The organism is Rhizobium sp. 18055, assembly GCF_902706285.1.
GTDB lineage: Bacteria > Pseudomonadota > Alphaproteobacteria > Rhizobiales > Rhizobiaceae > Rhizobium.
In genome coordinates, this window is sequence record NZ_CACSKD010000004.1 from 168,468 (window position 1) to 183,229 (window position 14,762).

Here is a 14,762-nt window from a genome sequence, read left to right on the forward strand (position 1 = left end):
CCGCGCGCCGTCACCGATCCAGAAAATTGTAAAACACTGCGTTGGCCGGATAGGCGTATGAGCCCCGGTCGACGATCCCAAAGCGATACATGCAGCTTCTGAGAGCCGTCACATGCCATAGGCTACCGGCATCGGGCGAGCCACGACGGACGGCTTCCTGCTCACAATAAGGATAGGTTCGGTCGAACCGCATCTGAAGCGTCGGATCTGTATCGACCCCGACGCCTGCATATGTCTGCCATTGCGATGGCGCCTGGGCGGCCGAGATGCATGCCAGGCTTGCCAACATTCCCAATGCGATCAAAGCTCTCATGAGTGACCTCCCACAGCGCCCATCAACATCGGCGCATGGATAAGATGCGCTCAATGCTTCAAACGTCAAGGAGGCGAGGTCGAACGGCGTTGCCCGCGGCTGACCGGCCGCATGAGAGCTGCTGTTTCTACCAGACGAGCCCTCGCGCCGCCACTTCTTCGACGCGTGTGACAACGCCGTCGCGATGGAACACCATCGTGTCGAAAAGGTTCGAGACCACGCAGGTATGGTTCGGGATGATGCGGATCTTGTCGCCGATCCCAGGGCGTGCTCCCTGGCACTTCGACAGGTCGATGACGCCGTGCTCCTCGGATAGCCCGGTGACGACGGCATCGGGATAGTCTACGACCTGGCCGTAATCGGCAAAGCCGAGCAGGTCGGAGGTCAGCGCTTTCGAGCCGGCGTCGATGACGGCGCGGTCGGCGGTCGGGCGTGATACGACGGTTGCGAGCACATGCATGGCGCAGTCGCCTTCGCTGCAATGGCCGGCGCGGACCATCGAGCGGTCATTATAAATATAGGTGCCGGCGCGATGCTCTGTTGCTGCAGGCACCAGATGCGCCTCGAACAGGCTCGGCGAACCGCCATTGCTGACGATGGGGCAGGCGATGCCCTCGGCCTCGAGCAGCGCCAGGGTGCCGGTGAGGAATGCCTGCACCTCTGATGCGGCACCAGGCTTCGGATAGTTCAACAGGCCGGCGAACTTCAAGCCGGCGGCATTGTGGATGCGGCTTGCAAGAGCGGCCGCCTCGGTCGGCCTCTGCACGCCGCAGCGTCCGCCGCCGGTGTCGCATTCGACCAGCACGGCCAGCGGCTTGCGGGCCGCGAAATAGGCGGAGAGGCCATCGACGGTAAAGCCGCTATCGGCGACCACCTTGAGGCCGGAGATGCGGTCGTTGAGGGCTGCCAGGCGCTGGAGTTTTTCCAGGCCGATGATGTTGAAGGTGATCAGGATGTCATCGAAGCCGGCCGCAGCAAAGACCTCGGCCTCGGTGACCTTCTGGCAGTTGATCCCCTTGGCGCCGGCCGCAACCTGCTGGGCGGCGAGGGCCGGGATCTTGTGTGTCTTGATGTGCGGGCGGAAGCTGATGCCATGCTCGTCCATATAGGCTTGCGTGCGGGCGATATTCGCTGCCAGCCGGTCCTCGTCGATGATCGGGCGCGGCGTCGAAAGGTCGGCGATCTTGTCGCCCGGCTTGGCGACCACGGCAAAAGGGCTGTCCTGCATGTCACGCTGCTCCGCGTTCGGTGCCGTGTGGATCGGCAATTATTGGCCAGATGTCTTTTCGGGCGCGCCGGTAGGGCGTCTTGGCGGGATTGTTGGGGTAGGGGGTTCCGGCGGCGCAGTAGATGATCTCGGAGGCGATCTTCGAGAAGGATGCGAAGAAGTGGTTGGTCGACTTGATCACCAGGATCTTCTTCGCCTCGGGATCGATGCCCATGACCGAAAACAGGCTTGGATCGAAACTCTGCGCCCGCGTCGAGTTCAAGATGATGTCGATGCCATCAAGCACGATATGGGCGGCATCGCCAAACGGCGCGAAGCTCTCGCCAAAGCGCATCTCGGCATTCGGCACGATCTTGATGACCTTGACGAAGCCGTCGATCGGGTCGCCGGTGCCGGGCGCGGACTTGGCGCCGAAGCGCAGCGGAATCTCGGCGCCTTCGCCGGCCGCCATGCAGATCTGCACCGCCATCGGGTCCCAGATCGTGCCGATTGCCGTATCCTTGACGCCGCGCGCCAAAAGTTCGCCGAGCAGAACGGTGGCATCGCCCGCCGTGCCGCCGCCGGGATTGTCCCACATGTCGGCAATGACAACGGGCCAGGTTGTCGCTTCAAGCGCTTCGGTGACAGCCTGCTTTTCGTCGATCTGCGGCATCATGAAGGTGCCGCGCCTGGCAAACAGCTCCATGCCGAGTTCGCGTGCCAGTGCGTCACCTTTTTCCTGCCGGTCGTTGGTGACGACGAGAAGCTTGGTGCCCATTTCGGGCACGTCGCCGGCCATGAAGCCGTGGACGACCGAAATGGACAGAATATCCGCATCGTCCCGTTCGATCTGCATGATCTTGTCGACGAAGGAGCGCATCGGATCGCGCGACGTCGGGAACACGTCGATCATCCGGCAATCGAACATAGACATCACCGGCTTCACCCGGCCTTCCAGCGTATCGACCGCGATCTGCCAGAGATCTTCGGCACGATCGACAAAATCCGTATGCGGGAATTCCTTGAAGTAGACGAAGGCATTGGCCGCCGCGAAACGCTTGGCGGTCAGGTGGCTGTGCGGGTCGAGTTCGGCGAAAACAGGAACGTCCGGCCCGACGATCTCGCGCACCCGCGCCAGAAGATCGCCTTCGGTATCCTCGTAGCCGGCAGCGACCATGGCGCCGTGCAGGCCGAGCACGACCGCATCCACCGGCATCGCGGCCTTCAACTGGCCAAGCACCTCGTCGCGCAGACCTTCATAGGTGGTGCGGCTGACCAGCCCGGCCGGATCTGCCCAGGTGGCTGTCCCCTCGATCAAGGTCCAGCCCTTCTTGGCGCAGACCTGTCGACCTACCGTGATCGGCGCGGTGCAGAGCGTCGGCGTTTCCGGATGCTCGCCCGGAGGTGCGTAAAGCGATGCTTCAAAAGCGCGCCGGTCGACGCAGATGGGAGAAAAGGTATTGGTCTCGGTTGCGAGAGCCGCCGTGAAAATCCGCAAGGTTTCGGCCTTTGTGTTGATCAGCCCATCGGGTTCGGAAGATAACCGGTGAAACCGCAGATCTTCCAGCGACCTTCATGCAGGCGGCAATAATAGAGTGTCTGCCATTTCATCACATCGCGGCTGCCATCGGCCTTGGCGATGCCGCCGTCGAACTTCTTGCGCACCAGCGCCATGTCGCCTTCGATCTCGATGTCTTCGAGCGTCGTGGTGGTGAAAATCGCGGTGCGGGTGTCTTCGGCAAAAGACTGGGTCGCGAAGTCCTTTGCCTGGCGAACCCATTCGTCGCGGTAGGCAGAAAGCGAGGGAAACGCCAGGCGCCACTTGTCGGGGCTCACATCCTTGCGACCATCAATGCCGATAAAGCCATCTTCGACGAAATCATGCTCGACCATCGACCAGTCGGCGGCCAGAAAGGCGTCGATGTCACGGGAAACAAGCATCTCCCAGATCGAGTGGCGGGCGACATCGGCAGCGGGGAAGGGGTTCTGGAAAGGATCGCGCATAGTGTTCCCGATTGAAATTCTTTTCATGAATGACGTTTTTCGCTGGTCAAATTCCGCTTAATATGGTCACTTGTCAACTTATCACGAAAATAATTTGCAAGGATCGGTCAATGTCCATCAAGCGTTATGGCACGGTTCAACAGGGTGCAGGCGGCAAGCCACTCCCGTTTGCCCGCGCTGTCGAAGCCGACGGCTGGCTTTATGTTTCGGGTCAGGTTGCCATGGAAAATGGCGAGATCATCGACGGAAACATCGTCGCACAGACTCATAAGACAATCCAGAACGTGCTCGCGATCCTTGAGGAAGCTGGCTACGGCGTTGAAGATGTCGTGCGTTGCGGCGTCTGGCTGGATGATCCGCGCGATTTCTGGAGCTTCAACGGCATCTACCAGCAGTATTTCGGCGAGCATCCGCCAGCGCGCGCCTGCGTGCAATCGTCGATGATGGTCGATTGCAAGGTGGAGATCGATTGCGTCGCCTATAAAGCGAAAGACAAATAGCGCGACAGACCAGGGGGACCGGGCATGGATATTTTCTCGACATTGCAGGAAGAGAAGGCCCGGCTTTCGCCGTCGGAAACCCGTATCGCAGACATTCTGCTCAACGATTTCGAATTCGCGGTCAATGCCTCGATCATCGAGCTCGCCGAAAAGGCGGATGTCTCGCCCCCGACCGTCACACGTTTCTGCCGCCGCGTCGGTTGCGAGAGCTTTTCGGATTTCAAGGTTCAGCTTGCCCGCACCGCCTATGTCGGCATGCGCTATCTCCGGCCCGAGCCGAAGAGCCGCGATCCGGCCGACGTTGCGCAGGACATCATCACCAAGGCGCAGAATGCGCTGTTTCTCCTGCATCGTTCTCTGGATCTGGTCGCCATCGAAAAGGCCGCTGAAAAGCTCTCCAGGGCGGAGATGATCTATGCCTTCGGTTCCGGCGGCAATTCCTCGATGATCGCCAGCGAACTTCAGAACCGCCTCTTCCGCTTCGGGCTCCATGTGATCGCAAGTTCCGACCACAGCATGCAGCTGATGATGACGGCAGCGGCCAAGCCGACGCATGTGGTGATCGGCTCATCCTTCTCAGGGCGAAATGGCGAGCTGGTCCGCGCATTCTCGCTTGCTCGTGAAACCGGCGTGACCACCATAGCGCTGACGCAGGCCGACAGCCCCGTCGCCAAGGCTGCCGATATCGTCGTGCCGATCGATCTGGCGGAGGGAAACAATATCTTCCGGCCGACTTCGACGCGCATCGCCTATCTTGCTGCGGTCGATATTCTGGCCAGCCTCGTTGCCTACAACATACAGCCACAGGCGGCAGTCACGCTCCGCCGCATCAAACAACAACTCGTTGCCCACCGCGATGGCGATGACCGCCAGCTGCTCGGGGACTGAGGAAATCATGTCAGGAAAGGACGTAGAATGACAAAATCGGTAGCGATCGTCACCGGCGCTGCAGGCGATATCGGCCGTGCCATCGCCAGCCGCCTTGCGGACGATCACGATGTCATCCTGCTTGTCGATATCGATGTTGCCGCCGCCGAAAAAGCGGCGCGCATGCTGGGTCCGGTCGAGCGCTTCGTGGCGGTCGGCTGCGACGTGACGGATGAGCGCAGCGTCGCCGAAATGGCCAGGAGCGCTGCAGCGCTCGGTGCGGTGAAAACGCTGGTGAACAATGCCGGTGCAGCGCGTGCCGTCAGCCTGCAGACGACGACGCCCGACGATTGGCGCGCCGACAATGCGCTGAACCTCGAAGCGCCGTTTCTGTGCTTCAGTGCGGTGGCCGACATGTTGAAGGCGACCCGGGGTTCGGTCGTCAACATTTCGTCGGTCAACGGCATGAGCGTTTTCGGCCACCCCGCCTACAGCGCCGCCAAGGCCGGCCTTCTTCATTTCACCAAGCTGGTGGCGGTCGAATACGGCAAGTTCGGCATTCGCTCGAATGCCATCGCTCCCGGAACGGTTCGCACGCAGGCCTGGGAAGCCCGCGCTGCCGCCAATCCGAATGTGTTTGAGGAAGCGCGCCGCTGGTATCCGCTGCAGCGCGTTGCCGATCCTGTTGATGTTGCCAATGCCGTCGGTTTTCTCGCCAGTGCGCAGGCAAGCGCCATCTCGGGTGTATGCCTGCCCGTCGATTGCGGCCTGACCGCCGGACAGGCGGAACTCGCCCGCACCTTCTCCCAATCCGCCGACTACTGACCTACTAAAGAAGAATAATGAGAGGAACTGATATGGAACGCGTTTCCTATCGCCTGGAAAGCACGTGGCAAGCGGACGGTGGTCCGAACGGCCGCTTTACGTTTACCCTTTTCAACCTGTCGGACGCACCGCTGGCCGGCTTCAAGATCGTTTATACGTCGCTGACCCGCGTGATCGACCAGAAGGCTTGCGAGAACGCGATCTTCCTGCGCCGAAACGCGAATTTCCACGAATTTGCACCACCGGCCGGCCTTTCGATCGCACCCGGCAAGAGCTGGACCTTCACGGTCAGCGGTCTGCATCGCCCCGCCAAGCACTGCACGGATGGCGCAAAGTCTGCCTACGTGACGCTTGATAATGGCGAGCATATCGACGTTGCCGTGTCCGATCTCCTGCTTGAAAACCGCGTGAGCGAGCCGCCACCGGTGCTGCTGCCGGAAGGCAAGCTCGACCTCCCCTTCGCCCTGCAGCCGTGGCCGGCCGAGATCGACGCCATGCCCGGCGATGGGTTCCCTGTCGTGCTTTATCCGGCTGCCGGCTCGTCTGCGGATGAGCTGCGCGCCATGTCGACGGTCACCTCGCTGGTGCGTCGCCTGTTCGAAAGCGCTCACGCGCCGTTCAACCTGCAGTCTTCTCCGCAAGGACGTGCGCTCAGCTTCAAGGCCGACCCGTCGATTGCAGCTGAAGGCTACAAGCTGACCTTCGCGGCCGATGAAATCACGCTTGCTTACGCCGACGCCGCCGGCCGCCAGTATGGCCTGACATCGTTGGCACAGCTGCTCGAGGGCGCGCGCAGCGAGCCCAACACCTTCCGCTTCCCTGATGCCGGCACGATATCGGACAAGCCGCGCTATGGCTGGCGCGGATGCCATCTCGATGTGTCCCGCCAGTTCTATCCCGCTGCCGACATCAAGCGGCTGATCGACATCCTCGCCTGGCTCAAGCTCAACATCTTCCATTGGCACCTGACCGATGACGAGGCCTGGCGCCTGGAGATCAAAGCCTATCCTGAGCTGACGACGACGGGCATCCTGCGCGGTCCGGATGAGCCGCTTCTGCCGCAGCTCGGCAACGGCGCCGAACCGGTTGGCGGCTTCTATTCGCAGGTCGATGTTCGCGAGATCGTTGCCCATGCGTTGGCCCTCAGTGTAGAGGTCGTCCCTGAGATCGATATCCCCGGCCACAATGCAGCAACGCTGGTGGCGCTGCCGGAACTCAACGACGGCCAGGAAGCGCCCGACAGCTATCACTCGGTGCAGGGCTATCCGAACAACGCGCTGAACCCCGCGATCCCGCTGACCTACGAGTTCCTCGAAAAGGTGCTCGACGAGATGGTTGAGCTCTTCCCGTCAGCCTACATCCATATCGGTGGCGACGAAGTGGCGAACGGTTCCTGGCTTGCCTCGCCGCTCGCCAAGAAGCTGATGGAACAGGAGGGTATCTCAGGCACGTTTGCGCTGCAGTCCTACTTCCTGAAGCATATCAAGGACATGCTGAACGCGCGCGGCCGCAAGCTGGCCGGTTGGAACGAAGTCGCCCATGGCGGCGGCGTTGCCGCCAAGGACACGCTGCTGATGGCCTGGGAAAACCCTGAGGTCGGCATCGATCTCGCCAGGCAAGGCTACGAAGTCGTCATGACGCCAGGCCAGGCCTACTATCTCGACATGGTGCAGGCGGAAGCCTTCCAGGAGCCGGGCGCGAGCTGGGCAGGCACCGTGCCGCCGGAACATACCTATGGCTACGAGGCTGAAGGCGATTTTCCGGAAGAGCTGAAGGACAAGATGAAGGGCGTTCAGGCCTGCATCTGGTCGGAGCACTTCCTGTCGCGCGGCTATTTCAACCGTCTGGTCTTCCCGCGACTGCCGGCAATCGCCGAAGCCGCCTGGACGCCGAAGGCACAGAAGGACTGGCATCGTTTTGCCGCCATCGTGCCGCTAAGCCCGAAACTGTAGGTGATGACAATGCGGATCGCTGTTGGTGGAATTCATACGGAATGCAGCACCTATTCCCCGGTGCTGATGGCTGTCGAGGATTTCCGCGTCATGCGCGGTGCCGATCTCCTCGGTGCCGAGTATTTCAACTTTCTGAAGGCGGACGGTGTCGAACACCTGCCGCTTCTCCATGCCCGGGCTGTTCCGGGCGGCCCCGTTTCAAGAGTTGCCTACGAGGCGTTCAAGGGCGAGTTTCTCGATCTCCTCAAAGCCGCTCTGCCGCTCGACGGGCTTTACCTCGCCATGCATGGCGCGATGAATGTCGAAGGCATGGACGATGCGGAAGGCGACTGGATCTCGGCTGCGCGTGCCGTCGTCGGGCCGGATGTTATCGTCGCCGCAAGCTATGATCTGCACGGCAATGTCAGCCAGAGGATCATTGATCAGCTCGATATCTTCGCCGGCTACCGAACGGCGCCGCATATCGATGTCCGCGAAAGCATGGTGCGCGCCTGGTCGATGCTGATCGATGCGCTGAAGAGCGGCAAGCGGCCGGGCGTTGCCTGGGCGCCGGTGCCGGTTCTGTGGCCGGGCGAGCGCACCTCCACCGAAGACCAGCCGGCAAAGGGCCTCTATGACGTCCTGCCCGCCTTCGATTGTCGCGATGGCGTCCTCGACGCCAATCTGATGGTCGGTTATGTCTGGGCGGATGAGCCGCGGGCGACCGCCTGCGCTGTCATCACCGGCTCGGACAAGGCCGCTGCGGCGAAGGCTGCGGAAGAGATCGCGCTCTCCTACTGGAATGCGCGCGAGGAATTCCGCTTCGGTCCCGTCACCGGACCTCTCGACGATATGCTTGATATCGCCGAGAAGGCGGACACCTTGCCTGTCATCCTCGCCGATTCCGCCGACAATCCGACCGGCGGCGGCGTCGGCGATCGTGCCGATGTGCTGAATGCGCTGATCGCCCGTGGCTTTGACGGCGCGCTGATCGCCGGGATTACCGATCGCCCGGCCGTCGAAGCCTGCTTTGCCGCCGGCAAGGGCGCCAAAATCGCATTGACCATCGGCGGCAGCCTCGATCCGTCGAGCACGCCTGCCAAGGTCGAGGCCGAAGTGCTGGTGCTTGCAGATGCCGGCACACCTGCGGAGCGTCAGGCGGTCGTCAGGATCGGTGGCATCACCGTCGTCCTTGCGGCAAGACGCCGGCCCTATCACAATATTTCCGACTTCACCCTGCTTGGCCTCGATCCGGCATCGGTGCGTCTGCTTGCAGTCAAGTCCGGCTATCTGTCGCCGGAGCTGGCGCCGATCGCCAATCCGAACCTGATGGCGCTGACGCAAGGCGTCGTCAATCAGGATATCGAGGGACTGGTCAGCAACCGCCGTGCGCGGCCGGCCTTCCCCTTCGACCGGACCTTCGACTATCAACCGCAAGCGCGCTTCTCGGCGCGCTGGAAAGACTGACAACATTTCGACTTGGCAGGTTTCGGCGCTCCGCCGAACCTGCTAAGCCGCGATCGCCCGAGATGCGGGTGATTTGCCACTCCCGCGATTTCAATCATGACCCGCTTCCTCCCCGATGTGTTCCGCAACCCGACGATCCGGGTTAGCATGCTTGCGATCTTCGCATTCGGCTTTGCCGGCGCTGCCACCTCGCCCTATCAATCCGTCGTCGGTATTCGCGAGCTCGGATTGAGCAATGGCCTCTATTCGGCGCTCATTTTTTCGGCCGCCGCCGTCAATGTAATCGTCAGCATCCTGCTCGGAAATCTGGCCGACCGGATCGGCGAATACCGCACGATGATGCTTGCCGTCGCGATCTTCGGCATTCTCGGCTACGGCTCGATCTATGTGCTGCCGATGCAATCGACCTTCGTGGTCAGTGCGCTGCTGCTGCTGCCGATCTACGGTTCGCTCAATTCGCTGCTGTTTGCCAACGTGCGCCAGACCACCAGCGGAATGGCCCGCAATGATGTGGCGACGGTCAATTCGGGGGTCCGGGCGATGATATCGCTGTCCTGGGTCCTGGTGCCCGGCATCACCGGCGTGCTGTTGTCGAGATCCTCCAGCATGCTGCCGGCCTATCTCTTCGCCGGTATTGCCTGCGCCGTCTGTTTCGGCCTGATTGCCGTCTTCCTGCCGCGCCAGAGCGGCACCGACAAGGCCGCAAGCCGGCACCTTTCCTATCTTGCAGCGCTCGGCGAGGTGGTCTCGCTGCCGGTGCTGGTCCGGGTGATGGCCGTTGCGTTGATCAGCTGCACGCTGCACGTCAACGGCGCCATCCTGCCGCTGATCGTCACCGGGGCCGCCCACGGCACCGTTGCCGATGTCGGTATCCTCGTCGGCATCGTCGCTTTCTTCGAGGTCGTCTTCATTCTGGTCTGGGGTCGGGCACAAAGGATGATGAGCCATGTGACGGCGCTGGCGATCGGCACCGTCATCTATGTCGTATATCTCGTACTGCTCGGATTTGCCTCGGCGCCCTGGCATATCTATTCGCTGACGCTGATCAGCGGCATCGGCGCTGCCGCGCTTATCAGCATTCCGATCACCTATCTGCAGGATCTGATTGCCGAACGCCCCGGGCTGGGCAGCGCGCTGATCTCCGTCAATATCTTCATCAGCGCCGGACTGAGCGCTCTGCTCTTTGCCATCGGCACGGCCATCAGCAGCTATTCCGGCACGGCTTTCATCGGTGCTTTCGCCGGATTGGTCGGGCTGGGATTGCTGTTGTTCTTCGACGGCTTCAAGCGGCGATAAAATTCATCTCTTTTGTTGGATGTTTCTCACGGTTGCTGAGCTTTAAACTATAAGTTTCTGGTATGTAGTCTCTGATATTTAGCGTTAACTAATTTAAAAGAAACCTGGAGTATTTAGGGGTATTGAACTACGCACCTCCGACCAGGCTATCTGGCATTGGTGTGTAAGAAACTGATCTGCCGGCGCGACGCAAGTGATGCGCGATCAGGCAGGCAAGCTGGTTCCCAGACCGGAGCCCACCTCATCCGCCTGCTTGCACAACGGCTGGAGACACGGGCACGACATGCTCCAATGCCTGTCGCCTGGTGAACGAAGGTCCGTTCAAGTCTGCGAGCACATTCAGAAACTGCGGCGAATGCCAATGCTTGCCTTGAGTCTTCTTTTCCCGGGGCTGGGACGAGATCGTCTGTCGAGCGCTATCGGCGCGAACTCTCATTCTTCGCGACTTTTCGCGATTGGGCGCAAGCTTTCTGCCATGCTGGGGAGGGATTCCAGTGATCAATACGTTCGGTGAGGACGCTTATCTAGCGCTTGTGCAGTCCATCTACGAAACCGTTCTCAGTCCCAATGCATGGGAGACGGTCATCGCGGAAACGATCAGCATCACACAGTCTTCGGCCGCCGCGATCGTTGGCTTCAGGGGTCCCGAGGACCGGAGCGTCAGCGGCTTCGCAAAGGGCATATCCAAGGCGTTGCTCTGCATCGCCCAGGTCGTCAGCGCACTTTGCACATGCACGCTGAACGCTGGGCAGGGCGCGGTGGTCAGCCTCGACTTCAGGACGCGGCCCGGGCCGAACCGGGATGCGCCGCTTCACGAGTGCTTCGGGAGCGAGGGTACGCTTCTCGTGCTCGTCGTCGTGAAGGAAGGCGGCAGGCAGGTCTCGTTGCTTGCTCATTTCAATCATGCGAACAGGCGCGAGATCGAACGTGCGACGGAAGCCCTGATGAAGCTCCTGCCGCATTTCCAAACGGTCTTCGCGATCCAGAAGGCGACGCTGCTGGAGCGCGAGAGATCAACGGTCATGGAGAGCGCCTTCTTCAGTTCTCCTGTGCCTTCCGCCATCATTACTGCCGACTATCAGGTGCGGCTGGCAAACAGCGGCTTCGAGAGATTTGCCGAAGCTTCCCACCAACTCATAGAGTATCATGACTCTCTGGTGGATATCGTCGATCCCGAACTTCTCGACGTGGTGACGCGTCTGATTGGCCTATCCATCCTCCACCGTCGCGCCCGACAGATCGCCTGTGCGCAGGATAGCTCCAAGAGCGTCAAATGGCTGGTGAGTGTGGACGCGCTGACGGGACGTAGCGCTTTCGGTGCCCAGTTCAAAAGCGTATTCGCGAGCAGTGAGCCGGTCTTCATGCTGACCATACGCGAACTCGGTAGAAACACGTTGCTGCAACCCGAGATCATCAAGTCGATCTTCAAGCTGACGGCGACCGAGGCCAATCTGGCCCATAGCCTGCTGAACGGCGAGACGGCGTCGGAAATCGCACGACAGCGTGGTGTCTCCAAGAACACCATCCACAACCAACTGGCCTCAGCCATGGCGCGTGTCGGGGTTAACAGGCAGACGCAGTTCATGCATTGCCTGGCAGAGCTGTCCTCCTTCACGTTTTGAGGAGAGGCTGGCAATCAGAAGCGCCAGGTGACGCTGACGGAAGCACCATAGCTGATGGCATGGCTCATGGTGATCGAAGGAGCGTCGCCGATAGCCGTGCCGGAATAGCTGATTGTCGGCACCTTGCTGATGAAATCGACGCCGGCGTTGAAGCCGAGGACGACATTCTCCTTTGCCTTGTATTGAACGCCGGCATTCAGTCCGGCAAGCAGGCTGATATCGTTGCGGCTTTGATCGGGCGTTTCAAACGTCGCGATCGTCACATTCGGCAGATTTGCAGAATACCGGCTTTGGTAGCGCGAGTGCACATAGGCACCGCCGAGCTTTGCATCCAGCGAAACGCTGAGATCGGTCCCGACCCATTTCGTCACCGTCAGCGCGCCCAGCGCGCCGATGTAGCGGGCATTCAGTTCGTCGCTCTGCCCGATACCGACGGCCGGCAAGTTGGCGCCAGCAACGCTTTCGCCAATATCGATCGCCTGGGTGAAATCGACGTCGCGGTCGATCGAACGATAGGTCGGCCCGAGCTTGGGCGTTATGGACCAGCCATCATTGAGGTCAATCGGTGCACCGAGAAGCAACGTCTGGTCAATGACGATGGTGCTTTCCGATCGCGTGCTGACGAGACTGCTGTTGCCCAGATCGCCCAGACCCCTGAGCGTGAAGCCGGTATCATCGGCATAAGCGGCATAAGAGGCGGCGGTCTGGGCGTCGCCATTGGTGACGAGGGCGGAAAATACGGCGCCGCTGGTGCTGCTGCCGGAGGCGAATTGGCTGATGCGACCGCCGGCGGGTGACGATGCGCTTGAGATGATACTTGCCGTGCCGCCGGCGCTGTCGTTGACTGTCACATCTGCGGCAGCCGCAGCCGGCAAGACGCCGGTGGATGATGCAGTCTGTGCGGTAATGCTGCCATTTGCCGAGCTGCCGTACCGCATATCGAATACGCTACTTCCGGCAAGGCTGCTCCGGTTGCTGGAACTGGAGGAAAGGTCGGCGATGCTGCCGCTCCATTCGAGAATAAGCGGTTGCGAGCCGATGGCTCCGATCGGCATATCCAGCCGGAAGCCGAGATTAAGCCCGTCGTCAGTCAGCCGGCTTCCTTCGCCACCGTACAGCGGATCGTTTCGCTGTGAGTTCCAACTCGGCAGGTTCAACCAATTTATCCCGGTCGTGATGTCAAACGAAGGATCGGTCTGTGCAGGGCCGCTGTCACCAGCCACGGCATTTTGGGCGACGCAACATGCAAGGGCTGTGAGGAGAGCAGCGACCGGTTTGAACTGCCGAATGGCGATACAGGTTCTCATGCCTCTCCATCATCCCAACATGCCGGGCAATGCGCGATCGACTCACTAGGGCGATTGTTACGTCATATTAGAATATAATCAATTAACCGCATGTATCAGGATTTCACGCAAGGAGAGCGCCCATTCATTCCGATGGCTGCGAGACGACACACAGCGTCTCGCCATTGGGTCCATAGACGATCAGGCGCGCGCTCCACCCGTCAGGGGATGCGGAGACCATCGACCGGGAGAGCGCAAGTCGCCCGGCCCCGCTCTTCTCGAAGTCGCCACCCTGCGTGCTGCTGGACATGCTGCCTCCGGAATTCGAGACAATTTCGAACTGATAGGTTCCCTGGGCGCCACCGTCACCCTCGATCGATGGGACGAGCGCCAACATGCCTCCGCTTTCGTGATGCTCGATGATGCAGTGAACGGGGGGTAAGGCGGTGATCATCGGATTTTCCTCGTGGAAAAGGCCAGCGTTGCCAATGCTGGCCATTGGTCGCGGCCCGCTAGTGCTGGATCGTAACCGAGTTGTTGCCGACGCCGCTCTGGTAGGTCTGCGCATCATTGCCATGACCGAACTGCAGCGTGCCGGAGACATTGCCTTTGCCCTGCTGGACGGTCAACGACTGGTTGCCGAAGCCGAACTGAGCCGTACCCGCTTCGTTGAGACGGCCGCTCTGTATGGTCGTCGAGCTGTTCCAACCACCGACCTGGCCTGTCCCGCTGAAGTTGTGCTTGCCGGATTGATAGGTACCAGCACTGTTTCCCCAACCGTGTTGGTCGGTAATGGACTGGTTGCTTCCCGCATAAGCTGCGGAAACAGATGAAATCACCATTGCTGCTGCAAATACTACGCCCTTGATTGTCATAGTCTTCCTCCTATCCTCCCCGCCGGAATTGACGGTTCGGCAAGACTAGCGCACTGCGAGCAGTACGCCTCTGCCAAAGCCTGGCTAAGGCAAGAGTGGAGTTCCCCACGGGGACCGCCGAAAGCAGGACGTGTCTGGTGCCATTGGACGAACGTCATTGCCGTTCGCGCTCTCACAATGGCGAAACGTACCAAAAGGCTGGTCACCTTCGCCATCGACCATCGGCAGACTACTCAACTTAAAGAATGTATGCGCGACGGGCTGATCGGTTGACAGCGTCACGTGTTCCGCGTTGGCATGGCGCGGTTAGGGCAGGTGCGCGCTGAAGTTATGGATTACTCTACTGCGATGGCGCCACGCAGCTGCCAGGAGGCAAAATCGGGCGCCTTGCTCTCCATCAAATTCAGTTGTCGCATGCCGGCCATGGAGGAGACGAACAGCACTGCGCATGCACCGGCAATCAGAGTGCTTCGCGCAGCTGTCAGAAATTTCGATACCACGACTTCCCCATGTTGCGGGCTTTGATTGCCGCCGGGCTTCATCGTAGCGTCAGACGTATAAGGATTGGT

15 protein-coding genes are annotated in these 14,762 nt (G+C 60.6%); 7 read left to right on the forward strand and 8 right to left on the reverse strand.

Going from position 1 to position 14,762, the window contains the following annotated elements; translation table 11 throughout:
* Nucleotides 1-10 precede the first annotated feature (10 nt).
* The 4 genes from GVL52_RS09420 to GVL52_RS09435 form a co-directional block, all read right to left on the reverse strand.
* Entirely contained in the window at nucleotides 11-313 is a 303-nt protein-coding gene (locus GVL52_RS09420; protein WP_160006157.1) for a hypothetical protein, read from the reverse strand.
* A 127-nt stretch (nucleotides 314-440) separates the two neighbouring features.
* Nucleotides 441-1,541 (reverse strand): D-TA family PLP-dependent enzyme, encoded by a 1,101-nt coding sequence (locus GVL52_RS09425; protein WP_160006159.1) that lies wholly within the window; start codon nucleotides 1,539-1,541, stop codon nucleotides 441-443.
* A gap of 1 nt (nucleotide 1,542) precedes the next feature.
* Nucleotides 1,543-3,018 carry a M81 family metallopeptidase gene (locus GVL52_RS09430; RefSeq protein WP_160006161.1) on the reverse strand — a complete coding sequence of 492 codons (1,476 nt, stop codon included), beginning with the start codon at nucleotides 3,016-3,018 and terminating at the stop codon, nucleotides 1,543-1,545.
* Between the two features lie 20 nt (nucleotides 3,019-3,038).
* Nucleotides 3,039-3,524: a hypothetical protein gene (locus GVL52_RS09435; RefSeq protein ID WP_160006163.1), complete on the reverse strand. Its 486-nt coding sequence runs from the start codon at nucleotides 3,522-3,524 to the stop codon at nucleotides 3,039-3,041.
* 110 nt (nucleotides 3,525-3,634) lie between these two features.
* Between GVL52_RS09435 and GVL52_RS09440 the strand changes: the two genes are divergently transcribed.
* From GVL52_RS09440 to GVL52_RS09470, 7 genes are all read left to right on the forward strand, one after another.
* Entirely contained in the window at nucleotides 3,635-4,024 is a 390-nt protein-coding gene (locus GVL52_RS09440) for a RidA family protein (protein WP_160006165.1), read from the forward strand.
* A 24-nt stretch (nucleotides 4,025-4,048) separates the two neighbouring features.
* Complete coding sequence (locus tag GVL52_RS09445) at nucleotides 4,049-4,912, forward strand: MurR/RpiR family transcriptional regulator (RefSeq protein WP_160006167.1); 864 nt, start codon at nucleotides 4,049-4,051, stop codon at nucleotides 4,910-4,912.
* A 27-nt stretch (nucleotides 4,913-4,939) separates the two neighbouring features.
* Nucleotides 4,940-5,716 carry an SDR family oxidoreductase gene (locus GVL52_RS09450; RefSeq protein WP_160006169.1) on the forward strand — a complete coding sequence of 259 codons (777 nt, stop codon included), beginning with the start codon at nucleotides 4,940-4,942 and terminating at the stop codon, nucleotides 5,714-5,716.
* 32 nt (nucleotides 5,717-5,748) lie between these two features.
* Nucleotides 5,749-7,668 carry a beta-N-acetylhexosaminidase gene (locus GVL52_RS09455; RefSeq protein WP_160006171.1) on the forward strand — a complete coding sequence of 640 codons (1,920 nt, stop codon included), beginning with the start codon at nucleotides 5,749-5,751 and terminating at the stop codon, nucleotides 7,666-7,668.
* Nucleotides 7,669-7,677: 9 nt separating this feature from the next.
* Entirely contained in the window at nucleotides 7,678-9,114 is a 1,437-nt protein-coding gene (locus GVL52_RS09460; RefSeq protein ID WP_160006173.1) for a M81 family metallopeptidase, read from the forward strand.
* Between the two features lie 96 nt (nucleotides 9,115-9,210).
* Entirely contained in the window at nucleotides 9,211-10,410 is a 1,200-nt protein-coding gene (locus GVL52_RS09465) for an MFS transporter (protein WP_160006175.1), read from the forward strand.
* A 494-nt stretch (nucleotides 10,411-10,904) separates the two neighbouring features.
* Nucleotides 10,905-12,032 carry a LuxR C-terminal-related transcriptional regulator gene (locus GVL52_RS09470; protein ID WP_160006177.1) on the forward strand — a complete coding sequence of 376 codons (1,128 nt, stop codon included), beginning with the start codon at nucleotides 10,905-10,907 and terminating at the stop codon, nucleotides 12,030-12,032.
* 14 nt (nucleotides 12,033-12,046) lie between these two features.
* Here GVL52_RS09470 and GVL52_RS09475 read toward each other — a convergent pair whose 3' ends face one another.
* From GVL52_RS09475 to GVL52_RS09490, 4 genes are all read right to left on the reverse strand, one after another.
* Nucleotides 12,047-13,189, reverse strand: a complete 1,143-nt coding sequence (locus GVL52_RS09475) for a hypothetical protein (RefSeq protein WP_160006179.1) — start codon at nucleotides 13,187-13,189, stop codon at nucleotides 12,047-12,049.
* 274 nt (nucleotides 13,190-13,463) lie between these two features.
* The gene (gene csgH, locus GVL52_RS09480; protein WP_160006181.1) at nucleotides 13,464-13,772 is read right to left on the reverse strand and encodes a curli-like amyloid fiber formation chaperone CsgH; all 309 of its coding nucleotides are present in this window, start codon (nucleotides 13,770-13,772) and stop codon (nucleotides 13,464-13,466) included.
* 58 nt (nucleotides 13,773-13,830) lie between these two features.
* On the reverse strand, nucleotides 13,831-14,193 hold the full coding sequence (locus tag GVL52_RS09485) for a hypothetical protein (RefSeq protein ID WP_160006183.1): 363 nt from the start codon (nucleotides 14,191-14,193) through the stop codon (nucleotides 13,831-13,833).
* Nucleotides 14,194-14,528: 335 nt separating this feature from the next.
* Nucleotides 14,529-14,735, reverse strand: coding sequence for a hypothetical protein (locus GVL52_RS09490; RefSeq protein ID WP_160006185.1), 207 nt, complete (start codon nucleotides 14,733-14,735; stop codon nucleotides 14,529-14,531).
* Between the last annotated feature and the right edge of the window lie 27 nt (nucleotides 14,736-14,762).

What these genes read in the sequence shown, in the direction of transcription:
- GVL52_RS09420 (WP_160006157.1), bottom strand. Translation starts at nt 313, where the DNA reads ATGAGAGCTTTGATCGCATTGGGAATGTTGGCAAGCCTGGCATGCATC.
- GVL52_RS09460 (WP_160006173.1), top strand. Translation starts at nt 7,678, where the DNA reads ATGCGGATCGCTGTTGGTGGAATTCATACGGAATGCAGCACCTATTCC.
- GVL52_RS09485 (WP_160006183.1), bottom strand. Translation starts at nt 14,193, where the DNA reads ATGACAATCAAGGGCGTAGTATTTGCAGCAGCAATGGTGATTTCATCT.
- GVL52_RS09450 (WP_160006169.1), top strand. Translation starts at nt 4,940, where the DNA reads ATGACAAAATCGGTAGCGATCGTCACCGGCGCTGCAGGCGATATCGGC.
- GVL52_RS09490 (WP_160006185.1), bottom strand. Translation starts at nt 14,735, where the DNA reads ATGAAGCCCGGCGGCAATCAAAGCCCGCAACATGGGGAAGTCGTGGTA.
- GVL52_RS09465 (WP_160006175.1), top strand. Translation starts at nt 9,211, where the DNA reads ATGACCCGCTTCCTCCCCGATGTGTTCCGCAACCCGACGATCCGGGTT.
- GVL52_RS09440 (WP_160006165.1), top strand. Translation starts at nt 3,635, where the DNA reads ATGTCCATCAAGCGTTATGGCACGGTTCAACAGGGTGCAGGCGGCAAG.
- csgH (WP_160006181.1), bottom strand. Translation starts at nt 13,772, where the DNA reads ATGATCACCGCCTTACCCCCCGTTCACTGCATCATCGAGCATCACGAA.
- GVL52_RS09425 (WP_160006159.1), bottom strand. Translation starts at nt 1,541, where the DNA reads ATGCAGGACAGCCCTTTTGCCGTGGTCGCCAAGCCGGGCGACAAGATC.
- GVL52_RS09445 (WP_160006167.1), top strand. Translation starts at nt 4,049, where the DNA reads ATGGATATTTTCTCGACATTGCAGGAAGAGAAGGCCCGGCTTTCGCCG.
- GVL52_RS09455 (WP_160006171.1), top strand. Translation starts at nt 5,749, where the DNA reads ATGGAACGCGTTTCCTATCGCCTGGAAAGCACGTGGCAAGCGGACGGT.
- GVL52_RS09435 (WP_160006163.1), bottom strand. Translation starts at nt 3,524, where the DNA reads ATGCGCGATCCTTTCCAGAACCCCTTCCCCGCTGCCGATGTCGCCCGC.